Source organism: Nocardiopsis sp. KDC1DS13DA1 (assembly GCF_055632325.1).
On the sequence record NZ_JBVMUY010000046.1, the window covers coordinates 63,976 to 88,636 of the forward strand.

29 protein-coding genes are annotated in these 24,661 nt (G+C 71.3%); 14 read left to right on the forward strand and 15 right to left on the reverse strand.

From position 1 onward, the window contains the following. Positions 1-45: 45 nt before the first annotated feature. The 3 genes from ACTVAJ_RS26560 to bagA form a co-directional block, all read right to left on the reverse strand. On the reverse strand, positions 46-2,424 hold the full coding sequence (locus ACTVAJ_RS26560; RefSeq protein WP_470391004.1) for a penicillin-binding protein: 2,379 nt from the start codon (positions 2,422-2,424) through the stop codon (positions 46-48). 376 nt (positions 2,425-2,800) lie between these two features. Further along, positions 2,801-3,946 (reverse strand): ATPase BagB, encoded by a 1,146-nt coding sequence (gene bagB, locus ACTVAJ_RS26565; RefSeq protein WP_470391005.1) that lies wholly within the window; start codon positions 3,944-3,946, stop codon positions 2,801-2,803. After that, the gene (gene bagA, locus ACTVAJ_RS26570) at positions 3,943-4,980 is read right to left on the reverse strand and encodes an ATPase BagA (RefSeq protein ID WP_470391006.1); all 1,038 of its coding nucleotides are present in this window, start codon (positions 4,978-4,980) and stop codon (positions 3,943-3,945) included. The genes bagB and bagA overlap by 4 nt, the downstream gene beginning before the upstream one ends. A gap of 170 nt (positions 4,981-5,150) precedes the next feature. Between bagA and ACTVAJ_RS26575 the strand changes: the two genes are divergently transcribed. From ACTVAJ_RS26575 to ACTVAJ_RS26590, 4 genes are all read left to right on the forward strand, one after another. After that, entirely contained in the window at positions 5,151-5,324 is a 174-nt protein-coding gene (locus ACTVAJ_RS26575) for a DUF4177 domain-containing protein (protein WP_013156298.1), read from the forward strand. After that, positions 5,324-5,788 (forward strand): RidA family protein, encoded by a 465-nt coding sequence (locus ACTVAJ_RS26580; RefSeq protein ID WP_470391007.1) that lies wholly within the window; start codon positions 5,324-5,326, stop codon positions 5,786-5,788. Before ACTVAJ_RS26575 ends, ACTVAJ_RS26580 begins: the two co-directional genes overlap by 1 nt. Before the next feature lie 76 nt (positions 5,789-5,864). Further along, entirely contained in the window at positions 5,865-6,749 is an 885-nt protein-coding gene (locus ACTVAJ_RS26585; RefSeq protein ID WP_470391008.1) for an NUDIX hydrolase, read from the forward strand. Positions 6,750-6,855: 106 nt separating this feature from the next. Continuing rightward, positions 6,856-7,662, forward strand: coding sequence for an MBL fold metallo-hydrolase (locus ACTVAJ_RS26590; protein WP_470391009.1), 807 nt, complete (start codon positions 6,856-6,858; stop codon positions 7,660-7,662). 221 nt (positions 7,663-7,883) lie between these two features. Here the strand turns inward: ACTVAJ_RS26590 and ACTVAJ_RS26595 are convergent, their stop codons facing one another. Further along, entirely contained in the window at positions 7,884-8,570 is a 687-nt protein-coding gene (locus tag ACTVAJ_RS26595) for a Crp/Fnr family transcriptional regulator (protein WP_017602105.1), read from the reverse strand. Between the two features lie 292 nt (positions 8,571-8,862). Between ACTVAJ_RS26595 and nth the strand changes: the two genes are divergently transcribed. From nth to ACTVAJ_RS26610, 3 genes are all read left to right on the forward strand, one after another. Then, the gene (nth, locus tag ACTVAJ_RS26600; protein ID WP_470391010.1) at positions 8,863-9,606 is read left to right on the forward strand and encodes an endonuclease III; all 744 of its coding nucleotides are present in this window, start codon (positions 8,863-8,865) and stop codon (positions 9,604-9,606) included. Positions 9,607-9,750: 144 nt separating this feature from the next. After that, a complete protein-coding gene (locus ACTVAJ_RS26605; RefSeq protein WP_470391011.1) occupies positions 9,751-10,404 on the forward strand; it encodes an NUDIX hydrolase in 654 nt (217 codons plus the stop codon). Positions 10,405-10,429: 25 nt separating this feature from the next. After that, positions 10,430-11,608, forward strand: a complete 1,179-nt coding sequence (locus tag ACTVAJ_RS26610; RefSeq protein ID WP_470391012.1) for a MarP family serine protease — start codon at positions 10,430-10,432, stop codon at positions 11,606-11,608. A gap of 216 nt (positions 11,609-11,824) precedes the next feature. Here the strand turns inward: ACTVAJ_RS26610 and ACTVAJ_RS26615 are convergent, their stop codons facing one another. Both ACTVAJ_RS26615 and ACTVAJ_RS26620 read right to left on the reverse strand, forming a co-directional pair. After that, positions 11,825-12,379 (reverse strand): ATP-binding protein, encoded by a 555-nt coding sequence (locus ACTVAJ_RS26615; protein ID WP_470391013.1) that lies wholly within the window; start codon positions 12,377-12,379, stop codon positions 11,825-11,827. A gap of 13 nt (positions 12,380-12,392) precedes the next feature. Then, positions 12,393-12,740, reverse strand: coding sequence for an STAS domain-containing protein (locus tag ACTVAJ_RS26620; RefSeq protein WP_470391014.1), 348 nt, complete (start codon positions 12,738-12,740; stop codon positions 12,393-12,395). A gap of 233 nt (positions 12,741-12,973) precedes the next feature. Here ACTVAJ_RS26620 and ACTVAJ_RS26625 point away from each other — a divergent pair, with 233 nt between their 5' ends. Both ACTVAJ_RS26625 and ACTVAJ_RS26630 read left to right on the forward strand, forming a co-directional pair. After that, on the forward strand, positions 12,974-15,268 hold the full coding sequence (locus tag ACTVAJ_RS26625) for a DEAD/DEAH box helicase (protein WP_470391015.1): 2,295 nt from the start codon (positions 12,974-12,976) through the stop codon (positions 15,266-15,268). Positions 15,269-15,727: 459 nt separating this feature from the next. Beyond that, a complete protein-coding gene (locus tag ACTVAJ_RS26630) occupies positions 15,728-16,324 on the forward strand; it encodes a hypothetical protein (RefSeq protein ID WP_470391016.1) in 597 nt (198 codons plus the stop codon). Between the two features lie 102 nt (positions 16,325-16,426). On the opposite strand, the gene ACTVAJ_RS26635 is transcribed toward ACTVAJ_RS26630, so the two are convergent. Both ACTVAJ_RS26635 and ACTVAJ_RS26640 read right to left on the reverse strand, forming a co-directional pair. Then, positions 16,427-16,618 (reverse strand): DUF397 domain-containing protein, encoded by a 192-nt coding sequence (locus ACTVAJ_RS26635; protein ID WP_470391017.1) that lies wholly within the window; start codon positions 16,616-16,618, stop codon positions 16,427-16,429. An 8-nt stretch (positions 16,619-16,626) separates the two neighbouring features. Next, complete coding sequence (locus ACTVAJ_RS26640) at positions 16,627-17,463, reverse strand: helix-turn-helix domain-containing protein (RefSeq protein ID WP_470391018.1); 837 nt, start codon at positions 17,461-17,463, stop codon at positions 16,627-16,629. Between the two features lie 226 nt (positions 17,464-17,689). Here ACTVAJ_RS26640 and ACTVAJ_RS26645 point away from each other — a divergent pair, with 226 nt between their 5' ends. The 5 genes from ACTVAJ_RS26645 to ACTVAJ_RS26665 all read left to right on the forward strand — a co-directional run bounded on the left by ACTVAJ_RS26645 (position 17,690) and on the right by ACTVAJ_RS26665 (position 19,621). Further along, positions 17,690-18,025, forward strand: coding sequence for a hypothetical protein (locus ACTVAJ_RS26645; RefSeq protein WP_470391019.1), 336 nt, complete (start codon positions 17,690-17,692; stop codon positions 18,023-18,025). After that, positions 18,022-18,360: a hypothetical protein gene (locus ACTVAJ_RS26650; protein ID WP_470391020.1), complete on the forward strand. Its 339-nt coding sequence runs from the start codon at positions 18,022-18,024 to the stop codon at positions 18,358-18,360. The genes ACTVAJ_RS26645 and ACTVAJ_RS26650 overlap by 4 nt, the downstream gene beginning before the upstream one ends. Before the next feature lie 67 nt (positions 18,361-18,427). Next, positions 18,428-18,817, forward strand: a complete 390-nt coding sequence (locus tag ACTVAJ_RS26655) for a hypothetical protein (protein WP_470391021.1) — start codon at positions 18,428-18,430, stop codon at positions 18,815-18,817. A 113-nt stretch (positions 18,818-18,930) separates the two neighbouring features. Beyond that, positions 18,931-19,137, forward strand: coding sequence for a DUF397 domain-containing protein (locus ACTVAJ_RS26660; RefSeq protein ID WP_470391022.1), 207 nt, complete (start codon positions 18,931-18,933; stop codon positions 19,135-19,137). 259 nt (positions 19,138-19,396) lie between these two features. After that, a complete protein-coding gene (locus ACTVAJ_RS26665) occupies positions 19,397-19,621 on the forward strand; it encodes a hypothetical protein (RefSeq protein ID WP_470391023.1) in 225 nt (74 codons plus the stop codon). A gap of 158 nt (positions 19,622-19,779) precedes the next feature. Here the strand turns inward: ACTVAJ_RS26665 and ACTVAJ_RS26670 are convergent, their stop codons facing one another. From ACTVAJ_RS26670 to ACTVAJ_RS26700, 7 genes are all read right to left on the reverse strand, one after another. After that, complete coding sequence (locus ACTVAJ_RS26670; RefSeq protein ID WP_470391024.1) at positions 19,780-20,124, reverse strand: hypothetical protein; 345 nt, start codon at positions 20,122-20,124, stop codon at positions 19,780-19,782. Positions 20,125-20,129: 5 nt separating this feature from the next. Further along, positions 20,130-21,518, reverse strand: coding sequence for a peptidoglycan-binding domain-containing protein (locus ACTVAJ_RS26675; protein ID WP_470391025.1), 1,389 nt, complete (start codon positions 21,516-21,518; stop codon positions 20,130-20,132). Between the two features lie 9 nt (positions 21,519-21,527). Beyond that, positions 21,528-21,887 (reverse strand): phage tail fiber protein, encoded by a 360-nt coding sequence (locus tag ACTVAJ_RS26680; protein ID WP_470391026.1) that lies wholly within the window; start codon positions 21,885-21,887, stop codon positions 21,528-21,530. Between the two features lie 3 nt (positions 21,888-21,890). Continuing rightward, positions 21,891-22,109 (reverse strand): hypothetical protein, encoded by a 219-nt coding sequence (locus tag ACTVAJ_RS26685; protein WP_470391027.1) that lies wholly within the window; start codon positions 22,107-22,109, stop codon positions 21,891-21,893. A gap of 98 nt (positions 22,110-22,207) precedes the next feature. Further along, the gene (locus ACTVAJ_RS26690; protein WP_470391028.1) at positions 22,208-23,074 is read right to left on the reverse strand and encodes a peptidoglycan recognition protein family protein; all 867 of its coding nucleotides are present in this window, start codon (positions 23,072-23,074) and stop codon (positions 22,208-22,210) included. 72 nt (positions 23,075-23,146) lie between these two features. Then, positions 23,147-23,392, reverse strand: coding sequence for a hypothetical protein (locus ACTVAJ_RS26695; RefSeq protein WP_470391029.1), 246 nt, complete (start codon positions 23,390-23,392; stop codon positions 23,147-23,149). Positions 23,393-23,398: 6 nt separating this feature from the next. Then, positions 23,399-24,658, reverse strand: coding sequence for a hypothetical protein (locus ACTVAJ_RS26700; protein ID WP_470391030.1), 1,260 nt, complete (start codon positions 24,656-24,658; stop codon positions 23,399-23,401). Positions 24,659-24,661 lie beyond the last annotated feature (3 nt).

Sequence of the window (24,661 nt, forward strand, 5' to 3'; positions counted from 1 at the left end):
AGCACAGCGGAACGGGCGGGGGTGGCGACCACCCCCGCCCGTCGTTCACTCGTTGCGCTGTGTTGACGGGAACGGCGACATCGGCTGCACCGGGAACCAGGTCTCGGTGTCCGTGGGGCCGGTCGGGGTGAGGCCGCCCTGGCTCAGGAACACCATCACCGTGGCGCCCTCCGGCAGGCGGGTACCCGGGTCCGGGTTGACCGCGGCCACCGTGCCCTCGGGCTCCGAGGAGCGGATCCGGCTGCCGGACACGTTCACCCGGTACCCGGCGTCCTCGAGCGCGGCCACCGCGGCGCCCTCCGCCATGCCGATCACGTCGGGCACGCCGCCCTCGTCGGCGGCCGGGCTGGGCTCCTCGGTCTCCCGGGGCTGCCGGGGCGGCGCCGTGGAGCCGAACTGGGAGGGCGCGGACGGCATCTGCTCGACCTCCAGGCCCTCGTGCGCGGCCCGCATCGTGTCCTGCCAGATCCGGCCCGGAATCGTCGCGCCGTAGACCACCCCGTAGTAGCGGTCGCCGATGGTGACGTTCCGCAGCGGGTGCTGCTGCGGACCGCGCGGGTCGCCGACGAAGATGGAGCTGGCCATCTGGGGGGTGATCCCCGCGAACCAGGCTGCCGCCGAATTGTCGGTGGTGCCGGTCTTGGCGCCCGCCGGACGGCCGATGCCCAGTCCGGTGGTGGTGCCGCCGTTGAAGGTCTGCGTCAGCAGGAAGGCGACCCCGTCGGCCACGTCCTCGTCGAGCCGCCGCTCGCACTCCGGTTCCATCTCGATGGTGGTGTCGGCCTGCTTGTCCACGATCCGGGTGATGGCCTGCGGCTCGCAGTAGATCCCGCCGGAGGCGAAGGTCGCGTAGGCGTTGGCGACGCGCAGCGGCGAGACCTCCTCACTGCCCAGCGTGAAGCTGTTGTTGCCCAGCGTCCGCTGGTTCTCCGTGAACAGCGTGCCGTCGGCCCGCTGCAGTCCGAGATTCTCCGCCATCTCGACCACGTCGCACAGTCCCACCCGCCGCTGGAGCTGCGCGAAGTAGGTGTTGGACGAGGCGCGGGTCCCCGTGACCATGTTGTGCACGCCCTCGTTGCTGTCCCCGGCGTTGGCCACGTCCCAGGGAGCGAGGGTGCCGCCGTTGCACGACCGCTGCCCGGTCACCGTGATGCTGGCGGGTGCGGGGAAGGAGGTCCGGTACGGCAGCCCCTCGTCCAGGGCGGCGGCCAGCGTGACCGGCTTGAAGGTCGACCCGGCCTGGAAGCCCGTGCTCCCGCCCCGGTCGTAGTCGGTGGCGAAGTTGATGGAGGTCTCACCGAGCCGGCTCTCGTCCGGCCCGTAGTTGCGGCTCTGCATCATGCCGAGGATGTGTCCGGTCCCCGGCTCGATGATGGCCTGCGCGGCCACCTTGCGGGACTCGTTCTCCCTCGGCACCCACTCGTCCACGGCCTCCTGCCCGGCCTCCTGCGCCTGCGGGTCCAGCGTGGTGTGGATCTCCAGGCCGGCGGTGCGCAGCCAGCGTGCCCGCTCGGTCTCGTCGGAGCCGAAGCGCTCGTCCGCCTCGATCTCCCGGATCACGTAGTCGCAGAAGAAGGGCTCGTCGCTGGGGACGCAGCCGTTGGGCTCGGTGTCCAGGTCGAGGTCGATCGGGACCTCCTTGGCCTCGTCCGCCTCCTCCTGGGTGATCGCCCCGGTGGCGACCATGCGGTCGAGCACGACGTTGCGCCGCTCGGTGGTCTGCTCGGGGTAGAAGCGCGGGTTGTAGAGGTAGGGGTAGCGCACGAGGCCCGCGATCGTGGCCGCCTGGTGCAGTTCCAGCTCGCTCGCGGGCACCTGGAAGAAGTGCTGGGCCGCGGACTCGACACCGTAGGCGCCGTCGCTGAAGTAGGCGATGTTGAGGTAGCCCTCGAGGATCTCGTCCTTGGTCATCCGCTGCTCCAGGGCCACGGCGTAGCGCAGCTCCCGGATCTTGCGGGCGATGGTCGTCTCACGGGCCTGCTCCAGCTCCTCCTGGGAGGTGGCGGCCTCGATCTGGACGTTCTTCACGTACTGCTGGGTGATGGAGGACGCGCCCTCGGTGTCGCCGTTGAGGGTGCGCACGGCCGCGCGGAGGGTGCCGGAGACGTCGATGCCGCCGTGCTCGTAGAAGCTGGCGTCCTCGATGGCGAGGATCGCGTCGACCATGACCGGGGAGACGTCCTCGATCTCGACCAGCTCACGGTTCTGGTCGAAGACCTCCGCGATGACGTTGCCCTCGCGGTCGTAGATCGTGGAACGTTGGGGAGGGGGCGGCGTCTCCAGGTTGCTCGGCATATCGAGGAAGCCGCTGGCGACGTTCCTCGCCGTGATACCGAGGCCGCCGAGTGCCGGGAGGGCCAGCGCCGCCACGAGAAGACCCGCGATGGCGCCGACGACGACGAGTTGACCGATTCTCTGAAGCAATGTCCCCTGACCCACCCCATCAGACTAAGTGACCACGAACGCTCGAACAGGTGTGATGTGGAACGGAGGGTGCGTAGCTGTGTCGAATCGCCCGTCGGGGGTCCGGGCGACGCCCCCGGGTCATCTTGTCACGCCCAACGCCCCGGAACCGGGGCGCGGTTCGCACTCCCGGGCCCCCGGCCCCGGGGACCCGCGCCCCCTCCGCACGGCTTGGTTCGAGCGGGCCTCATGAAGTGGGACGCGGCGGGCGGTGGCGGGGTTCGCCTCCCCCGGTGTCCGGTTTCATACGATCAGGTAACGGTGGGGGTGCGCCACCGCCCGCCCCGCCCGCCCCGCCCGGTGACCGGTGTCCGTCCCGGACCGTCGGCCCCCCGGGTCACCGGTCCGCGAGCGCCGCGCCGATGGTCCGCAGCCCCGCCAGGTCGTGCACGTCCTCCGGCAGGGCGGCCACCTCGGCCACCCGGATCCCGCGGTGGCGGGACAGCATGCGGTCGCGCAACCGGGCCTCGTGCTCGCGCGTGCGGACCCGTTCCGCGTGCAGGCGCAGCGCCGCCGCCGCCAGCGGATGGGTGCCCGCGTCGCGCAGGACCGCCTCCGCCCTGACCGCCTCCGCCGCCGTCAGGCGCGCGCCCGCCCCCTCCGGCAGGGGGTGGGCGCGGTTGACCACCAGACCGGCCAGGGGCATCCCGTCGGCGGCCAGGCGGTCGACGAAGTAGGAGGCCTCGCGCAGGGCGTCCGTGTCGGGCACCGTCACCACCACGAACGCCGTCCCCGGGGCCTGGAGTAGCTGGTAGGTCCGCTCAGCTCGGGCCTGGAAGCCCCCGAAGACGGTGTCGAAGGCGGCGACGAACGAGCGCAGGTCGTTCAGGAGCTGGGCGCCCACCACCTTGTTCACGGCGGAGGTCACCAGGTTGAACCCGGCGCCCAGGATCCGGAAGGCGCCCGTGCTCGCCGGCGCGCCGAGGAAGCGGATCAACCTGCCGTCCAGGAACCGCCCCAACCGCTTGGGTGCGTCCAGGAAGTCGAGCGCCGACCGGCTGGGCGGCGTGTCCACCACGATCAGGTCCCACTCGCCCGACTGGCGCAGCTGGCCCAGCTTCTCCATCGCCATGTACTCCTGCGTTCCGGAGAAGCTGGTGGAAAGCGTCTGGTAGAAGGGGTTGGCCAGGATCTGGCGAGCGCGCCCGGGGTCGGCGTGCTCCTCGACGACCTCGTCGAACGTCCGCTTCATGTCGAGCATCATCGCGTGCAGGGTGCCCCCCGCCCCCGCGGGGAGCGGAACCGGGCGCGGGGTGTTGCCCAGGGACTCCACGCCCAGCGACTGCGCCAGCCGCCGGGCCGGGTCCACGGTGATCACCACCGCGTGCCGTCCCCGTTCGGCCGCGCGCAGGCCCAGGGCGGCCGCCGTCGTCGTCTTTCCGACGCCGCCCGCGCCGCAGCACACGATGATCCGGGTCTCGGGGGAGTCGACGAGCGCGTCCACGTCCAGGCGGGGCGCGTCGGGTGCGGTCGTCGCGGTCACCGTTCCATCCCCTGTTCCGCCAGAGTCTTGGCCAGCCCGTCCAGGGAGGGGCGGTCCACACCGCCCTCCAGACGGGGGAGTTCCACCAGGGGGCGCCCCAGACCGGCCAGTCGTGAACGCGTCCGGCGCTCCAGCCCCACCCGGAGCGCGTGTGCCCGGACCTCCTCGGACAGTGCCGCCGCCAGGTCGTCGGCGTCGGACCACCCGGCCGCCTTCAGCCCCGCGACGAGCTCGGCCCCGCCCAGATCGCCGTTGGCGGCGGTGGCCAGGTCGTCCTCGCCCAACAGCGCCGGGCGCACCATGTTGACGACCACCGATCCCACGGGCAGCCCCAGGGCCTCGGCCTCGGCGATCCCGTCCAGGGTCTCCTGGGCGGGCATCTCCTCCAGCAGGGTCACGAAGTGCACCCGGGTCCGGGGGGAGCGGATGACCGACATGACCTTGTCGGCGTGGTCCCGGACCGGTCCCACCCGGGCCAGCCCGGCCACCTCCGAGTTGACGTTGAGGAACCGCCCGATGCGGCCGGTGGGCGGCGCGTCCATGACGACGGCGTCGTAGTGGAAGGGGCCGGTGTCCGCGGCCCGTCGGCGCGCGCCCCCGCGGCGGCGGACGGCCTCGGTGGCCTTGCCGGTCAGCAGGACGTCGCGCAGGCCGGGGGCGATCGTGGTCGCGAAGTCGACCGCGCCCAGCCGGTTCAGCGCCTGTCCGGCGCGCCGCATCCCGTAGAACAGCTCCAGGTACTCCAGCAGCGCGGATTCGGCGTCGGCCGCCAGGACGCACACCCGGCCGCCACCGGGAAGGGGGAGCAACTCCCGTTCCTCGTACGGCAGCGGGGGGTGCCCGAGGAGGGTGGCCACCCCCTGCCGCCCCTCGACCTCGACCAGGAGGACGCGGCCGCCGCGCGAGGCCAGGGCCACGGCCAGCGCCGTTGCCACCGTGGTCTTACCCGTTCCGCCCTTGCCGGTGACGATGTGCAGTCGCACCCCGGACCGGGACCCCCGGGGGTGTCCCGGTCCGAACTCAGCCTCGCTCACCCCACGGAGTCTACGTCCGCGCCGACCTCCGCGACCGGGCACGCCGGGGGAACCGTGTCGGGACGTCGGCGGTGGGCGCGTGCGATCCGCCGGGTGAGTAAGGTGGCGGCGTTGACGTGCGGCCCCGCCATGTCCCGGTGGGCCGCCGGTTCCGGATGGGGGAGTACATCATGAGCAAGTGGGAGTACCAGACGGTGGCTCTGCTGTCGCACGCCACCAAGCAGATCCTGGACAACTGGGGTGCGGACGGGTGGGAGCTCGTCTCCGTCGTTCCCGCCCCCCTCCCCGAGGGCACCGACCCGCGCAACCAGCAGTACGTCGCCTACATGAAGCGGGAGCTCTGATGTCCGCCACCCCCGAGGAGCGCATCGCCGAGCTGGGGCTGACCATCCCCGAGGTCGTGCCCCCGGTCGCCTCGTACACCCCGACGGTCCGCTCCGGCGACCACGTGTACGTGTCCGGGCAGCTCCCCTTCGAGGACGGGGCCCTGCCCGCCACCGGCAAGGTCGGGGCGGAGGTCACCCCGGAGGCCGCGCAGGAGATGGCCGCGCGCTGCGCGCTGAACGCCATCGCCGCGGTCCGCGCCGAGATCGGCGACCTGTCCAGGGTGGTCCGTGTCGTGAAGCTGGGCGGGTTCGTGGCGTGCACGCCGGACTTCACCGGCCAGCCCGGGGTGATCAACGGCGCCAGTGACCTGGTCGGACGGGTCTTCGGCGACGCCGGGGTGCACGCGCGCAGCGCCGTCGGTGTGACCGCCCTGCCGTTGGACGCGCCGGTCGAGCTGGACATGATCGTCGAGGTCCGCTGACCGGACGTGCCGGCGGTGACCGGAACGGGTCGATGGCACGGTCATCGGCCCCCAGACAGACCAGGAGGGTGCGCCGATGGCCGAACAGTCCGGGCCCAGGGGCGTCGCGGAGCCCAGGCCCGCCGCCACCGTGATGCTGCTCCGGCCCGCCCCGGCGGGCGCGGAGCGGACCGGTGCCGTGACGGGCACGGGTGACCGGTCTCCGGCCGGGGGGCGGGCCATGGAGGTCCTGCTCATGCGCAGGGTCCGTTCCATGGGTTTCGCTCCGGGGGCCTACGTGTTCCCCGGCGGGATCGTGGACCAACGCGACGCCGACGGCGACCTGCCCTGGACCGGTCCGTCCCCGGCCGAGTGGGCGCGGGTCCTGGGCACCGACGTGCGGATGGCGCGCGCCCTGGTGTGCGCCGCGGTCCGGGAGACCTTCGAGGAGACCGGGGTCCTCCTGGCCGGTGAGCCCGGGGAGACCGGTACGCGGGCCATCACCCTCGACACCACGACGGAGGGGTGGGAGCGGGACCGGCGCGGGTTGGTCGACCGCTCCCACTCCTTCACCGGGGTGCTCTCCCGGCGAGGGCTGGCCGTGCGCACGGAGTGGCTGCGCGGATGGTCGCGCTGGGTCACTCCGAGGGTGCAGTCGCGCCGCTTCGACACGTGGTTCTTCGCCGCCGAACTGCCGCCCGGGCAGAAGTCCCGGAACGTGGGCGGCGAGGCCGACCTGACCCGCTGGACCGACCCGGCGGAGGTCGCCGCGGAGAGTGCCGCCGGGCGGATGCCGATGCTGCCGCCCACACTGGTCTCCTGCGCGGAGCTGGCCGCCTGCCGCACCCTGGAAGGTGTACGCGAGGCGCGACGGGATATCGTCCCCATTGAACCGGATGTTCGGGATGTCGACGGTCAGACCCGGATCGTGACCCCGGACGGGGCCCACCACCCCCTTCCGAAGCCCGACGCGACCCCCTGAGGGGCCCCACGTCGCGGTGTGGCCCGCACCGGTGCGGACGGACGCGCCGCGTTCCGCGGCCGTCCTCTCCGGGCCGGTCCGGTACCGGCGAGCGAAGCGAGGTGCGATGAGGATCGACGGTTCCGGGACACTGCGCTCCAGCTGCGTGCTGTGCCCCAACCCCGGCCCGATGACGTTGGAGGGAACCAACACCTGGATCCTGCGGGAACCGGGTGCGCGCGGTGTGGTGGTCGTGGACCCCGGGCCGCACGACGAGCGGCACCTGGAGCGGGTGGCGCGGACGGTGCAGGAACAGGGCGCGCAGGTCCTCATGGCGATCGTGACCCACCGCCACCCCGACCACACCGGGGGCAGCCGCTACTTCTCCGAGCTCACGGGCGCCCCCGTGCACGCGGTCGACCCGCAGATGCGGGTCGGCGGCGCCGGGCTGGTCGACGGCGAGGTGCTCACCGTGGACGGGCTGTCGGTGCGGGTGATCGCCGCGCCGGGGCACACGGACGACTCGGTCTGCCTGCTGCTGGAGTCCGACAACGCGCTGCTGACGGGTGACACGGTGCTGGGCCACGGTACGCCGGTGATCGACGGCGACGAGGGACTCGGCCCCTACATGGACTCGCTGTACCGGCTGCGCGACATCGCGCGTGAGCACCAGGTGCGGACGATCCTGCCGGGTCACGGACCGATCCTGTCCTCGCCGGTGTCGGTGCTCAGTTCCTACATCGACCACCGCGAGTCGCGTCTGGAACAGGTGCGGACGGCCCTTCGCGCAGGTGCGACCAGGGTGGAGGAGATCATCGACCGGGTCTACCCGGACATCTCGGAGCAGATCCGCGGTGCCGCGGGCTCGTCGGTGCGGGCGCAGCTGCGGTACCTGGCGGTGCGCGGCGAGCTCTCCGCGGAGGTCGAGTCGTAGGCTGTGCTCGTCCCGGGCCTTCGCTGCGCTTCGGCCCGTGTTCGGGCGCCCCTGCGGCCAGGGGCGCTTCGTCCTCGGCCGCGCCTGACGCTCGTTCCTCGCTAGCGGCTTGCCTCGTCCTGCAGCGCCCTGGCGGCGCCCGAACTGCTCGTCCTGGGCCTTCGCTGCGCTCGGGCCCGAGGAGTGGACGGCCCCGGGAACGGCCGCGGCCGTTCGGGTCCCTAGCGTGCGCGGCGGCGCATGCGCTCGACGTCCAGCAGGACGACGGCCTTGGCCTCGATGCGCAGCCATCCGCGCAGGGCGAACTCGGCGAGGGCCTTGTTCACCGTCTCGCGGGAGGCGCCGACGAGCTGCGCGAGCTCCTCCTGCGTGAGGTCGTGGTGGACGTGCAGGCCGTCCTCACCCTCCTTGCCGAACTTGTCGGCGAGCTCCAGGAGGGCCTTGGCCACACGGCCGGGCACGTCCGTGAAGACCAGGTCGGCCATCACGTCGTTGGTCCGGCGCAGCCGGGCGGCCAGCGACTTGAGCAGCTGGAGCGACACGTGCGGACGGCTGGAGAGGAAGGGCCGCAGGTCGTCGTGGCCCAGTCCGGCGAGCACGGAGTCCGTGACGGCGACGGCGCTCGCGGTGCGCGGGCGCGGGTCGAACAGCGACAGCTCGCCGAACATCTCGCTCGGGCCGAGCACGCCGAGCAGGTTCTCGCGGCCGTCCACGGCCGTGCGGGTCAGCTTCACCTTCCCGCTGAGGATCACGTACAGCCGGTCACCCTCGTCGCCCTCGCTGAAGAGGGTCTGGCCGCGGCCGAGGCGTACCTCGTTGACCGAGGCGCGGAGTCCGGCCGTGTCCTCCTCGTCCAGGGCCTCGAACAGAGGGGCCTTCCGCAGTACCTCGTTGATCTCGTCCACCACACGTCCTCCTAAAACCTGACCGCCAACAGTGTGACGTATATCGCACCCGGGTGTGAAACCAGGTCGTTACCTCGGCTTGTCCGCCGGGAGACCACGAGCCCACAACAGCCGACGTCAGCCCAAGAGATCTTAGTCCGCATCAGCCCGTATCAGGGCGGTCCGCGCCGTGTCATCGGACATTGGTTACATAATCTCGGTCACTGGCGCAGTGTGTCAGCGGATCCCTCCAAGGGCCGCGTCCTTTTCCCGGCCGGCGCGGGCGCCGGGGTCGTCGGGCACCTACCCTGTGACGATGCCCCGTGAGACACCAGACAGCACCGCGGTACCGGCGACTCCGACAGGGGAGAGCCGGCTCGCCCTGGTGCGCCGTGCCCGCCGGATGTACCGGGAACTCGTCGAGCTGTACCCGGACGCGCACTGCGAACTGAACTTCACGACCCCGCTCGAACTCCTGGTCGCCACGATCCTGTCCGCCCAGTGCACGGACAAGCGGGTCAACCAGGTCACCCCCGCCCTCTTCGCGCGCTACCCCGACGCCGAGGCGTACGCCTCGGCCCGCCGCGAGGAGTTGGAGGAGGTGATCCGGTCCACCGGGTTCTTCCGGGCCAAGGCCAACAACCTGATCGGGCTGGGGCAGGCACTGTGCGAACGACACGGCGGCGAGGTTCCGGGGAACCTCACGGACCTGGTCAAACTACCCGGTGTAGGCAGGAAGACGGCAAACGTACTGCTCGGTAACGCCTTCGATGTGCCGGGAATCACCGTGGACACGCACTTCGGCAGGCTCGTCCGCCGCTTCGGGTGGACCGACGAACAGGACCCGGTGAAGGTCGAGCACGCGATCGGTGCGCTCTTCCCGCGCAGGGACTGGACCATGCTGTCCCACCGTGTCGTGTGGCACGGGCGCCGCGTCTGCCACGCCCGCAGGCCGGCGTGCGGGGCCTGCGGTCTGGCCCGCTGGTGTCCCTCCTACGGTGAGGGGCCCACGGACGAGGCCACGGCGACCAAGCTGCTGCGGATGCGTTCGTTCGCCTGACGCGTGGTGACCCCTGCGGCGAGCGGAGACCAGTTTGTACCCTGATCACGTGAGTGAGCACACACTCCTCGTCCCGGGGCGACCGGCCCCGCTCCCCTCCCACGCGCACGACGGCGCTCCCGGCCCCTGGAACAGGTTCCCTTCATGAACTCGACACCGCACTGGCTCACCGCGCTCGCGGACTCGGCCGGGACGATGCCCGTGCCGCGGCCCATGCGCCCACCGGAGACGGGCGGGCGCGAGTCGGCCGTGCTGATCCTGTTCGGCGTGGGGGCGGAGGGGCCTGACCTGCTGCTCATCCAGCGCAACGACGGTCTGCGCAGGCACTCCGGTCAGCCCGCCTTCCCGGGAGGCCGGATCGAGGAGTCCGACGCCTCGCCGGAGGCCGCCGCGCTCCGCGAGGCCGCCGAGGAGACCGGTGCCCAACCCGGCGGCATCGACGTCGTCGGCCGCCTCCCGGAGCTCTACCTGAGCTACAGCGACTTCCGGGTCGCTCCCGTCCTGGGCTGGTGGCGCGAACCGTGCGAGGTCCGTCCCGTGGACCTCGGCGAGGTCGCCGCGGTCTCCCGGGTGCCCGTCGCCCACCTGGCCGATCCCGCCAACCGGGTCGAGGTGCGCTACGGGGACGGGTCGCGCTGGGGGCCGGGCTTCCGTGTCGACGGCATGCTCGTGTGGGGGTTCACCGGAGCGATCGTGGACAGCCTGCTCGTTCTGGGCGGTTGGGAACTTCCGTGGCGCCGCGAGGGTCTTACCGACATGTTCGAAGCGACCCCGCACGGCCTGCGCCCCGTCGGGTAGCGCTCATTCTGGAGGGGAGGGGACCGTGCTCGACGTCATCCTGATCGTCCTGCTGCTGCTGTTCGCCGTGACCGGTTACCGACAGGGGTTCATCGTCGGGGTCTTCAGCTTCTCGGGGTTCATCGGCGGCGGCGTCCTCGCCGCGCTGACGGCCCCGGGCCACATCCAGGAGTGGGTGGCGGACCCCGGGCGGCAGGCGCTGGTGGCGATCGCGGTGGTGTTCCTGTCGGCGGCGTTGGGCCAGTTCCTGTTCTCCTACCTGGGGACCCTGGTGCGGAACCGGGTCACGTGGGATTCGGCGCGGGTCCTGGACGCCATGGGCGGGGCCGTGGTCAGCGGGCTGTCGGTGCTGCTGGTGGCGTGGTTCATCGGGAGCACGGTCGCCAACTCGGCGCTGCCGTTCGTGGCCGGGCAGGTACAGAACTCGCGTGTCCTGCAGTCGGTCGACGCGGTGATGCCCGAGGCGGCCCGGGGCGGGTTCCTGACCTTCCGCAGCATCGTCGACCAGAGCGACTTCCCGCAGGTGTTCAGCGGTCTGGGGACGGGTGAGCTGGCCGAGGTGGAGCCGCCCGACCCCGACGTGCTCACCACCCCGGAGCTGATCGACGCCAGCCGCAGCGTGGTCAAGGTGCTGGGTACCGCCCCGGCCTGCCAGCGCCGGGTGGAGGGGACCGGTTTCGTGTACGGCGATGGGCGGATCATGACCAACGCCCACGTGGTCGCCGGGGTCACCGAGGACCTGCGGGTCGTCACGAGGGACGGTCACCAGCTGGAGGCGACCCTGGTGCTGTTCGACGCCCAACAGGACCTGGCCGTCCTCGACGTGCCGGAGGTGGAGCTGGAACCGCTGGAGTTCAACGGGGCCGCCGAACAGGGGGACGACGCGGTCGTGGCCGGGTTCCCCCGCAACAGCGGCTTCACGGCCGTCCCAGCGCGCGTGAGGGCACGCCAGACGGCGCAGGGGCCCGATTTCTACCACTCCCAGCAGGTGAGCCGGGAGATCTACCAGGTGCGGGCCGTGGTGCGCCCGGGCAACTCCGGGGGGCCGCTGCTGGCGCCCGACGGGACCGTCTACGGGGTGGTGTTCGCCGCCGCGACCAACGAGGACGAGACGGGATACGTGCTCACCGCGGACGAGATCGCCGCCAACGCGAGTTCGGGGCTGGAGGCCGACTCCGAGGTCTCGTCGCAGGTCTGCGACTAGGCGGTGTTCGCTCCGGGTCTCCGCTCCGGTTCGGCCCGTGTTCGGGCGACCCGAAGGCGGGGATTCCCCATCCTCGGCTGTGCCTGTGTGCCTGTGTGCCCGGCGCCCGTTCCCCGCTCGCCTCGTCTCACGCAACCCTGCCGACGCCCGAACCGACCTCCCGGGACGTGAACGGGGGCGCCTTCGTGCGAAGGCGCCCCCGGTGGGTTCGCGAACCTAGTTGGAACTGGGGTCGTGCGTCCGCTCGGCCGCCACCGGCCAGCTCATCCGCACGACCGTGCCCTGGTCGCTGGGGTCGATGCGCACCTCGTCCGCGAGGCCGGTGATCACCGCCAGGCCCAGCCCCGGGGAGAACCCCGAGATCCCGCCGGGAGGGGTGTCGTCACCGTCGAGGAAGAGCCCGTCGAGCAGGGGGCCCGTGTGGTTGGTCGACTCGTCCGCGTCCTTGGCCGGGGCACGGTCGGAGACGACGACCTCGAAACGCTGTGTGGCGTTCCCGTTGACGCGCAGGGCGTGTCCGGGCGCACCGCCGTCGGTCTTGGGCACCGCCTCGACGCCGACGCCGTCGATCAGCTGGAGCAGGATCGGCTGTGTCGGGCAGTGCAGCTTGTGCGCGGCCACCGCCCGGGAACACGCCTCACCGACCGCCAGCCTGATCTCGTCGATCGCTGTCGCGGCGATACCGGCCCGCCGTGCGACGGTCGCGGCCATGAGCCGCGCCGTCCGCACGTGGGCCGGAAGCGCGCTGATCGTCAGCGTGATGGTTGCCATCGCTCGCTCGGGACTACTTCTCGGGGCGCTTGTCGATGGCTTCCTGCACCGAGTCGTGGATACCGAACACCTTGGTCAGGCCGGTGATCCGGAAGATCTTGAGGATGCGCTCCTGGGTGCAGACCAGGCCGAGCGTCCCGTTGTGCGCGCGGACGCGCTTGAGCCCGCCCACGAGCACGCCGAGGCCCGTCGAGTCCAGGAACTCCACCTTCTCCATGTTGACCACGAGGTGGAAGTTGCCCTTGTTGACCAGGTCGATCAGCAGCTCGCGGAGCCGGGGCGCGGTATAGACATCGATCTCACCCTCAACGACGACGACCTCGGTGTCGCCCTCGGTGTAATGATCAAGCTTCAGGTCCACTAGTCCTCCAGCGCCGAACCGCGTATCACGCGAATGGTCTCTGCCGGGCGGTTACCCCACCAGCACGCATTCAACCACGGGTACAGAGTGTGTCTTCCTGCGATGAGCAGAAAAACGGTGACACCGCGCCACTCTTCCCCCGGATGCCACACTGAAACCGATGTCCACCAGTGCCGCACCCCTCATCGGGAGGATCGTGGGTCGGGAACGTGTCCAGTGAGGAGGGGTCTCGGATGAGGCGATCGGAGCCCACACTCCCCGGTGTGTGGCGTGACGATACCCGGTACCCGCGGGTGACCCATATCGAGCATGTGGCCCCGGGCGACGGGGACAGCGGGGAGTGGCCTGTGTGGACCACGCCCCACCTGGTCGAACGTCTGGCGGCACGGGGGATCACGGGTCCGTGGTCCCACCAGGCCGCCGCCGCCGACCTCGCACGCTCGGGCAGTGATGTGATCATAGCCACGGGTACCGCCTCGGGAAAGTCACTTGCCTTCCTTATGCCCGCGGCGGAGGCGGTTGACGCGGGCGGAACCGTTCTCTACCTCTCTCCGACCAAGGCGCTCGCCCAGGACCAGTTGCGGTGGATATCGGACCTCGCTCTTCCGGGCGTGCGGGCGGCGGTCTACGACGGGGACACGTTGCCCGAGGAGCGCTCGTGGGTGCGCGAGCACGGCAACTACGTCCTGACCAATCCGGACATGCTGCACCACGGAATCCTGCCCCGGCACGGGGCGTGGTCGCGCTTCCTGCGCAGGCTGCGGTACGTGGTGATCGACGAGGCGCACCGGTACCGGGGGGTGTTCGGGTCGCACGTCGCGCTGATCCTGCGGCGGCTGCGCCGCGTCTGCGCCCGCTACCGGTCCGAGCCGGTGTTCGTCCTGGCCTCGGCCACCTCGGGGAGCCCGGGTGAGAGCGCGAGCCGACTCACCGGAGTGCCGGTCACGGAGGTCACCGAGGACGGTTCCCCCCGGGCGGGGATATCCGTGGCGCTCGTGGAACCGGAGCTGACCGAGATGACGGGCGAGCAGGGCGCCCCGGTGCGGCGGACGGCGTCGTCGCAGGCCGCGGAGATGCTCGCCGACCTGGTACGGGACGGGGTCCGCACGCTCGTCTTCGTGCGCTCCCGGCAGGGGGCGGAGGTGGTCGCGCTGACCACCCGGAGGCTGCTGTCCGAGAGGGGTGAGCACGACCTGGCCGAGCGTGTGGCCGCCTACCGGGGCGGCTACCTGGCGTCGGAACGGCGGGAGTTGGAGGAGTCGCTGCGGACGGGGAGGATCCTCGGCCTCGCCACGACCAACGCGCTCGAACTCGGGGTGGACATCAGCGGCCTGGACGCCGTGCTCATCGCGGGGTGGCCGGGGACACTGGCCTCGCTGTGGCAGCAGGCCGGCCGCGCGGGACGGCGGGGAGAGGACGCACTGGCGGTGTTCATCGCCCGTGACGACCCGCTGGACACCTACCTGGCCCACCACCCGGAAGCCATTTTCGGTCGGTCCGTAGAGGCGACCGTCCTTGATCCGGAAAACCCCCACATCCTCGGTCCACACCTGTGCGCGGCGGCCCAGGAGCTCCCGATCACCCGTGACGACCTGACCCTGTTCGGTCCGACGACCGAGGGGCTGCTCGGCGAACTCGTCTCCGGAAAACTCCTGAGAAAGCGTCCGAGGGGCTGGTTCTGGACGAGTAACGAACGCGCAAGTGACATGGCCGATATCCGGGGGGCGGGCGGGCCGCCGGTCCAGATCGTCGACACGGGCAGCGGTCAGCTGCTCGGCGAGATCGACGAGGCGGCGGCGCACGGCACCGTGCACCCCGGCGCGGTGTACCTGCACCAGGGCACCACCCACCTCGTCGACGACCTCGACCTGGAGGAGGGGGTCGCCCTCGTGCACCCGGCGGAGCCCCCCTACAGCACCTGGGCACGCGACACCACGGACATCACGGTGCGTTCGGTCGGCCGGAAGGAGTCCTGGCCCAGCGGGGCGACCGTGTACTTCGGGGAGGTCGAGGTGGCCCGCCAGGTGGTGGGCTTCCTCAAACGGGACGTGCGCACGGGGTCGGTCCTGGGGGAGCAGCCCCTGGACCTGCCGGAGCGGACGCTGCACACGCGCGCCGTGTGGTGGACGCTGCCGCGCGAGGGCGAGGAGCGGCTGCGCGGGGCCGACGTGGGGCTGCTGGGTGCGGCGCACGCGGCCGAGCACGCGTCGATCGGGATGCTGCCGCTGCTGGCCACCTGCGACCGGTCGGACATCGGCGGGGTGTCCACCGCCGTGCACACCGACACGGGAGGGCTGACGGTCTTCGTCTACGACGGGTACCAGGGTGGGGCGGGCTTCGCGGAGCGGGGCTTTCACGCCGCGCGCGAGTGGCTCACCGCGACCCGTGACGTGATCGCCGACTGCGAGTGCGACCAGGGGTGCCCCTCGTGCATCCAGTCGCCGAAGTGCGGGACCGGGAACGAGCCGCTGAGCAAGGCCGGGGCCCTGCGGCTGCTGGACGAGGTCCTGTCCGGGGCACGGGACTGACTCCGTCCACAGGCTGTGGACGCGCGGACGCGGTCCGGTCCGACGGGGCGGTGGTTGTCCACAGGCTGTGGACGGCCCTTCCGTCCTCCCTCGCCACGGCGGACCCTGGTGGGGGAGGACGGACGTTCCGTCCGCCCCCGCTCCAGGGAGGTCCCATGCCCGTTGCCGCGCGTCCGCTCACCCGACTCCTCACCCCCGCCGACGACCGGGGGGTGACCACCGCCGAGTACGCCCTAGGCAGACGTCGAAAAATGTGGTTACTGTTTCAGCAGGTCATTCGAGGTTTGCAGGGCCGGTGATGTCCGGATCCGGCCATGGTTTGGCGGCGGGTGGCTTCTGGAACCGGTAGCGGGTGCCGTCGGGTACCCGCTACCGTCGTGCCTGCCTGGTCGCTCCGTCCGCGCCGGGCCCCTGGCGCCCGCTCCGCCACCCCCGTACCCCCGAGATCGGAGCAACATCATGCGCACGACCCCCGCCGCCCTGTCGTCCGTGGCGGCCCTGCTCGCCCTCCTGGCCGCCACCGCGTGCGGCGCTTCTCCCTCGGTCGACGACCGCACCACGGAGATGGAGGCGGCCCCGGCATCCCCCGACGACGCCCAGGCCGAGGAGACCGCGCCCGCCGAGGAGGCCACGCCTGCCGAGGTGGAACTCGGCGGCACCTACGAGTACCCCGACGGTCTGACCGTGGAGCTGTCCGGCGTGACACGCGCCGTCTCCAGCGAGTGGGCGTCCCCGGAGTCCACCCCCTACGCCCGGTTCACGATCCAGGTGCAGAACGGCACCGGAGAGCCGGTCGACCTGTCGCTGATGTTCGTGGAGTGCATGGTCGGGGAGGACGGCCGACGCGCGGAGGGCGTCTACGACAGCGAAGCAGGCGTCGGCGACGGGTTCACCTCGACCGTGATGGCAGACAGGAACGCGACCGCCGACTTCGGGTGCGAGCTGCCGGAGGAGGAGTCCTACCTCCAGATCGAAGTGGTCGTCCAGGACGACCTGGCGGGCGACGAGTACGTCGAGCCGCGGCCCGGTATCTTCTTCGTCGGCGACGTCGAGTAGCCGTCCGTCGTCTGGCCGGACCGCCGTCGGGGCGGTAGACTCGGCGGCGGGAATAGGTGAAGGGCGCCGGAGCACTCCGGCGCCCTTCCTTTGTGCTCTCCGCTACCGGCCGGTGCGGACCCCAGCAAGCAGCGCAGACCACTCAGCGGCCGAGACCTCCAGGTGCCCGGCGCCCGGGTTCTGAGAGTCGCGGACAGCCGCGCCGGATGGAAGGTCGGCGACCTCCACACAGTTGTTGTGGTCGCTGTAGCTGGACTTCCGGAAGTCCAGGCTGTCAGTCGGGAATAGGTTCATCGTCGGTCCTAGATCAGGTTCTTCAGGATCTGAAGGGATGCTTCAGGGTAACGCGCAGCGGCGCGGACATGGTCGAACAGCTTCGCGTACCGGTCCAGCTCTTCGGGCTCTTCAAGGTACAGGCCGTCGGTGTCCGTCTCCAGGTAGACGATCGGGCTCATCCCCGGCACGAAATCCAGGATCACGAACGGGCCCTGCAACCCAGAGTGCATACCGTTCGCGAACGGCAAAACCTGAATCGTCACGGTGTTGTCGGCCTCGGCGACCTCGATCAGGTGCTCAACCTGCTCGCGGAACACCTCGCCGTGCGCCTGAATGCGCAGGAGCGCGGCCTCGTCGATGACCGCCCACAGCTCCGGCGCGGTGGGCCTGGTGAGGATCTGCTGACGCTGGCTGCGGGTCTCGACGACGCGCTCGATGTCTACGGGGCTCTGGTAGAGGCTCGCGCGCATGAGCAGCTCGACGTACCCAGGTGTTTGGAGCAGGCCAGGAATCCGCGCCAGTTCGTAGGTCCGGATGTGGGTGGCCTCGGCCTCGAACGCGACGAAGTCGTCGGTGAACACATCACCGTACTTCGACCACCAGCCGCGCTCCCGAGCCTGCCGGGTGAGATCGAGGATCGCCTCGCGGCGCCGCTCGTCCGTGACCTTGTAGACGTCGAGCAGGCCCCGCACTTCCATGACGGTGGGGCGTAGCCGGACACCGGTCTCGATGTTGCTGATCTTGCCCATCGACCACTCGGTCGCGTCAGCGACGTCCTCGATGGTCATCTCCGCGTCGGTGCGCGCCTTCTTCAGCTCGACCGACAGGCGTCGTCGCCGGATGGATTGCCGCTTGTCAGCCATGTCGCCTCCCGGGGTGTCAGCCTCTCGGATGCTACGGCGGGTCCTGGGACTACGCGAATCGCTCATCTGTGAATTTTCCTGCCGTGAAGACGTGTTGAGTGAAGTCAGATCCTATGAAGCAATGTTCCATGAAGACTTGAAAACCTGAAACTTCAGAGTGACACTGGGACTCACCTATTCCCCCGCCGGGCTTCCCACCCGGCATCGCTTCATGAGGAGGCGCCCTGTGCGCTACCTGCTTTGGAATCTGGCCGGGTTGTGGCTCATAGCCCGCGCGGCCATCCGCGCCGCCCGCCGTCGTGCTCCCCGCATCCGCCGGTACGCCGAGCGGATCCCGCCGCCGAGGCCGCCCGTCATCACGGGGCCGATCCCGCTGCTTCGCCCCGACGCCTCGGTCGCCCCGCCGGTCCGCCCGGCCGGACGCCACCACCGCGCCGGCGCCGCGACCGCGCGGCCGGCCGATTTGTTCGGCGCACGCGACTCGCGCACCCGCGCACAGCGGCGCGGGCTCGTCGCCCTGGGCGCGGTCGGCCACCACCAGCGGCGGACGGCGGTGGCATGACCCCCGACCCGCTCGTCGTGACCCCGATGTGTCCCGAGATCGGCCTCGACCGCTCCGGCTACGTCCGCCGCTGCGTCCTCGACCTGGACCACCCGGACGACCACCAGGACGCCCGGGGCGACACCTGGGAGCACCCGGTTCGGACCCTCGGCCGACTCCAGGCGAAGTGGAGCCACAGCTACCGGATCGTGTGGACCGGCCGCCTGTGGATGGCCACGGCGCACTCGCCCGACGCCCCGTGGCGGACCGAGGTCGAGCCCACACCGGAGCAGCTGGAGGAGCGACTCCGCCGTCACGCTCACCCGCCCACGCCCGCCGCGATGCGGGACCACTGAGACCGCCGCGCCCCGGGCTCCCCTCACCCGTGCGCCCGGGGCGCGGCCCCACATAGAGAGGACCGCCATGACCGCCGACGAGCACCGCATCCTCGCCCTCATGGACGCAGCCGAGCAGGCCGGGTACGACGCACGGGTCGAGATTCCCGACGACGCGCCGCCCTGCTCGGTGGACGTTCGGGTCATGGACGGCGACCAGGTGGCCGCCGCCATCCGCGTGTACCTCGACCACGGCGAGTGGCGGTACGAGATCCCGGCCCGGCCCGGCGGGTCCGAGTGGGGCGGACGGCGCACCCGGCACCTCACGGGCGCCGACGACACGGTCACCCCGGAGATGCTCCGGGGTCACCTCGGCCACTACCTCGCGCGGGCCACCGACTCACACCCGCCGGTCCCGTGCCCGCCGCGCGTGCTGGAGGACGTCCCGGCGTGGATGCGGGTGCACGCCACCACATGACTCGGTCCCCGCACCTGACCGCGCGGGGACCGTAGGGCCACCAGGCCCACCCCCGGAGCGGTTGCCGCCGCCCCGGGGATCCGAAGGAACCGGATTACGAAGGAGCATCACATATGCAGATCGTGCACACCACCGGCCGAAAGTCCCTCCCGGTCGGTAAGCGGGTGAAGGCCGAGGCGTCGCAGGGCGCGTCCAACTGCGTCACGGCCCTCCTGGCGGCCGGGGGCGCAGGCGTCAGCGTCGGCGACACCCAGACCGCCCGCGAGATCGGCCAGCTTCCCGGCGGCGAGTGGGCCGCCCTGGTCGCGGCGGTCGCCTGATGGGGGGCTGGTGGAGCCACGACCGCGGGCCCATCACGATCCCGGACCCGCCGCCCTCGGATGAGACACCCGCCGAGGACGACGAGTAGACCCCCGCGCGCCCGGGGTGGGGACCCAGGGCGCGCGGGATGACGGCCGCCCCGGTCTGAGGGGATGACGGGGCGGCCGTGCCCGGGGTGGCACCCCCGGGCCGTGGGGCCACCGGAGTCTAGGGCTGGTGGCCCCACCTGGGCATATATCCACTACGGGGGGATTCGCCATGCAGGACGGCGAGGAAGAAGAGTACGACCACTACGTGATCCCGGTGCACATCTGGCAGACCGCCGAGCAGGCCGCCCGGTACCGGGCACTCCGGTCGCTCTGCCCTGCCGACCCGATCCGGCCCGCGATCATCGCTCACCTTCAGGCCGAAATCGAGGGGATCGGCTTGATCGACGACGTGTGGACGGTCGAGGTGGGTCGCGCAGACGAGAGGACAGGCTGATGTGGACGTGTGAGTGCGGGTGGACCAACATGGATAGCGCGACGTGTGGGAGCTGTCCCCGGCGCCGCCCGCCGAACCGGTAGCACTCTGGGCATGACGAAAGCGCCCCCACCCTCCCCGTGCAGGGGAGAGTGGGGGCGCGCTGTGTGCCCAGGCGGTCAGAGGTTCGTGACCCGCAGAGGCCCGTAGGCGGCCGTGCGGCGGGTACCGGGGCGGACCACGTCCACCCGCCACCACCGGTCGCCCGGCTCCGCCAGGTGGCCGCGGTTGACCGTCGCCGTCGCAAGCCCGTTGGCCGCGTCGTCGACCGTGATCTCCCCAGTGAGCGTACCGAGGATGACCACGCCCGGGTCCGTGTCCGGCGTGTCCGCGTCGGGTTTGAGGACCATCTCCAGCTCGGCCCCGGTCAGGTCGTGCGCCTGGCCGGTGTCCGGCTCCGTGATCGTCAAGCCGACCGTCTCGTCGTTCATCTCGTACAGGGTGAGCGTCTGGTGAGTCGCCACGTGGGTCACCTCCTGGTCGCGGACCCGCCGTAGCGGTCGGCCCGGTAAGCGGTACCGGCCAGACGGCCGGACAGTGCGGTGTCGGCGGCCAGCTGGCCGGACGCGCGCGCGATCGCGGCGACCGCGGCGACCGCCTCGATGAGCTGGTCGGCGCGGCCGAGGAGCGCGAGGTCGGCGACCGCCTGGCCGCTGGTGTGCTTGGTGCCCTGCACGGAGCCGACCACGCCCAGCGTCGCCACGGCCGTACCGGTCGCGTGCTTGGTGCCGTCCACGGTCGTGACGGTGCCGAGGGTGGCCTCGGCCTGGCCGCTCGTCGTCTTGGTGCCGTCGGCCTGGGCGACCGCGCCGAGGAGCGCCTCAGCGTTGCCGCCCCGCCCGCCGTTGCTGTCGGACAGCGACGCCAGCGACGCGACCGCCGAACCGGTCGCCGACTTCCGGCCGGACGCCTCCGCCAGCGCCTCCAGGGACGCGACCGCGTCACCAGTCGGAGCCGGGGCCGCCCCGAGCGCGGCCGAGTCACTCACGGCCACGTGCGATACGTAGGTGGGCGGCGGTGTTGGGTCGGCCTGGATCTCCTGGACGACCAGGTCGAGGGCGGCGCCGGTCTCCGGGCCGATCTCCCCATCCACGGGCACCAGGCCATACGCGGACTGGAAGGACGACACCGACGACGCGGTCCCCGACCCGTAAATCCCGTCATCTCCGCCCGGCGCCATGTACCCGAGCGTGATCAGCTGCCCCTGTCGGGGCGACACCAGTCCGCCCGTGGATGCGTCCGTGTCGCCCTGCTGGAGGAGCACCCCGCGCCGGTACCGGTACGCGGTGATCTCCGCGGTGACTCCTCCCGGTAGGCCGGTTCCGGTCCACGTGAAGACGCGCCCGCCGGTCCCGTGGAGGGGGTCGACGGTCACGACGGTGTCGGTGCCGTCGCTGGTGGCCTCGACGCGCATCCACTGGCCGAAGGCGACCGCGGATCCGCCGGTGTCGGTGGCGACCAGCGGGGCCGACGCGAGTCCGTTGCCCTGGAGGCGCGCCCCGATGTTGCCGCCCGCGGTCTCGTGCAGGACCAGCCCGAGCGTGCCCAGGCGGGCGACCCACCGGCACTCGTCGATGCCGTACCCCTCGGCCTGCATCCCCGGCAGGTACACGTACCAGCGCAGCCACCAGGGCGCGGACGGGAGGGCGACCTCCAGGCGGGGTGTGCTGTTCGCCCGGTGGTGGCCGGTGTCGATCTCGATGCTCGTCAGCCCGTGGACGGTTCGGGTCGACGAGTAGACCGCCCGATCGGGGGCGACGATCCCGACCGTGCCCGCCCGCGCCGTCACCAACAGGGACGACGCGGACGGTTCAGCGCCGGACGGGCCGGACAGGGAGTTGTTGACCGTGACGGCCACGGGCCCTCCCTACACGGTCGCGTCGGTCTGCGTCAGGCGCAGGAGCAGCACCGTGTACGTGCCGTCCGCCCCGTAGGACTCCGACGTGGACAGCGGGATCGACCCGAGCCACACCGGGGTACCGGCCCCGTCCCACAGGCCGAGGTGGGTCACGGTGTGCCCGCCGGGCACGTCGAACGTGATCTGTGCGGACGCGTCGACCTGGCCGCCGCTGGCGGGGTCCCAGGTGATCGACTGGCGGGCGTAGGTCCCGCCGGTCACCTCGTCGGTGCCGGTGGCTCCGCCGTCGGTGGTGTGCAGTGACGCCGTGACCGCGCGGGTAGCGGCGGCGTCGAGCATGTCGTCGAAGAGGACGACCTGTAGCGCCACGGGTCACACCTCCTCGACGTCGTCGCGGCGGGTGTGCGGTGCCAGGTACGCGGCGGCCGCGGCGACGAGGGTCACGGCCGCGGCGGCGACGACCTCGGGCACGTCGAGGCCAAAGAGTCCGGCGACGTAGATGATCAGGGTCACGGCCGCGCCGGACAGGGTCGCGGCGGTGACCTTCTTCTCGGGGATCAGGCGGGTGGGGTTGCGCGGGGCAGAGTGCACGGGGCACCTCCAGGAAGCAGGAAGCCCCGGGCGGGGTGCCCGGGGCGGTGGTTACGGTGAGCTGTGCCGGCAATCGGCGCACAGTGACGACGGACAGGTCAGGATCGGCGCAGAGTGCCGGAGAAGGTGACGGACTCGCTGGAAGGCAGGGAAGCAGATCCGCCCGAAGAAGTGTCAGCCGCGGCGGCGCGGATGTAGCTCGCCCACACCTGGTCGAAGGCGTAGGAAGTGATCGTGTCGCCACTGGTGGCAGTGGACCCATGCAGGGTCTGGCGGACCCACAGGACAGCGTCAGACACCTCCTGGCCGTAATCGCCGTCGGCGCCGTACACCGGCAGCAGGTCCTCCCCGATGTGGTCGCCGATGCGCTTGAGCATGTGCTGGAGCGCCGCGACGCGGCGGCCGCTGTCGCCCTTGGTGAGGCTGAGGATGGACATGTCGTCTCCTTCTGAGGTGATGGGGGCCGGAGACCCTGGGGGCTGGGTGAAAGTGCCGTCCTCGACCAGGGCGTAGAGGTCGCTCCCGGGGCACGAGGTGGATACGAAGTCGCGGTGTCCGACCACATCGCCGGACACGCCGTGGTCGGTCATCAGCCAGGCGCGCAGTCGGCGGACGCCGTTGATCTGCGCGTCGGCGGGCCGTTCGCCCTCGCCGATCATCAGGGTGACGCTGTAGTAGTTCGCGTTCCCGGCGGTGGTGCCCTGGGCGGCCTGGTAGCGGTGCAGCCCCCGGCCCTCGAAGATGTGGCCGTCTACCGAGATGCCGAAGCTGTACCCGATGTCGGCCCAGGCGCGGTTGTTGACGTGGTCGTCGCGGGTGGACTTCCAGTAGGAGACGCAGTCGCCGTGGTCGTCGAGGCCGGTCGGGGCCCCGTTGTAGTGGACGACGAGACCGGCGTCGGGGTCGGCGTAGTCGGCGGGGGAGGACGCGGACCAGCCGAAGTAGGTCCGCGGGTAGTCGATCATCGGGCGCCTCCTGGTGGGCATGAGAAAACCCCGGCGCCGGGCCGGGGCATGAAGTGAATGAAGGGGAAGGTGTCAGCCCTGCACGGCGGCGATGATCGCGGCAGCAGCCGCGGCCAGACTCGCGAGCGCCGACACGGGCAGCGCGTACCGCCACATCTCCAGGGCGCGGAGCCGCCGCTCGTGGTCGGCCTGGGCCTGCTCGACGGTGTTGAGCCGGTCAAGGGCGTGGCGGACGTCGGCCTGGGTCTCCCGGGTGGCGTCGTAGACGTCCCGGGCGGTCACCACCGACGCGAACGGATCCGGCGGTTGGGTGGTCATGGCTTCCTAGGTGATCGGTGCGGAGTTGGACAGCACAGAACGGGCCACCGAGTGCGCGCGCGCGTCCAACGCGTTCGTGAGATCGGCCGCGTACTCCGGGCGGCCACGTGAGGTGACGTCGCTGTCGTCCCGGGGGCCCTCCAGGATGAGGCGGCACTCCTCCGGCGAGGTACGGGTGGGCGCGGATATCGACATGCCGATGATCCGGCGTGTCTGATCGAACGTCGGCTGACCCTGGTCGTCGAGGGGGAACCAGTCGTTGACCAGGGTGATTCGGGCCCGCTCCCCCAATCGGTCGGGGGTGAGGGTGGGGGTCTCACCCAACCGGACCGTGACCTCCATGCCGTGCTGGGCGCCCGCCCGGTGCGTCGCCCACCACGTCGAGTACTCGACGAGCGTGTCGCCGACGGTCACGGTCGGGTAGTCGCGGAGTTCCTCCAGCTGCGCCCACCCGGCGTCACGGTGCGGCTGGGAGAAAACTCCGAAGTAGTCCCGGTACCCGGACGGTTGGGTAGTGCCGCCTCGGGCGAAGTATTGGGTTCCTGTGCTGGTGGCGTCTACCGAGTGCCGCCACGACAGCACCGCCCCGGGTTGGGCGAAGTGGTGCAGTCGGTTGGGGTCGCCGAGGAGCTGGTCGACGTAGAACTCGCGCACGCGGTTGCCGTTGGCGTCGGGGTAGGTGCGGATGAACCACTCGGGGCCGTCGATCACCTCGGACAGCTGGGTAAGGCGTTCGCCGAGGGTCGCCCAGTCGTTGTTCGAGTACGTCCGGTCGCGGGTGATGCCGGACGTCGCGGGCCCGCCCCCGATGATGCCCATCTGGAGAGACCCGCCGGACAGCTGCTCTTGCTTGAGCCGAACCAGCTCCCGGGCGATGTGGAGCTGATCCTCGTCGGTCCAGAACAGGCCGTCCTGGTGGAAGACCCTATGAAGCCAGGATTCGAGGGACTCGCCCCGGATGCTGGCGGACAGGCGGCCCCGGTCGTTGGCGGATACCCGGCCGGTCCAGATGATGTAGGACCCCCACAGGTCGCCGTTGCGCCATACGTGGCACAGGACGCGGCCGGGGCCGGTGGAAAGGTCGTCCTGGTCGCGGGGGATGATGCGCGCGACCGCATCGGCGGCGGTCCGGTTGGGGATCGGTATGGTGGCGCTGAACTCGCCCGGTTTGACGATGAGCCGGTCGTAGCGGACGCCGGTGAGCGGCAGGTCGGTGATGTGGGTGTCGCTGAGGAGGTCGCAGAACTGGTACCGGTATGTGGGCACGAG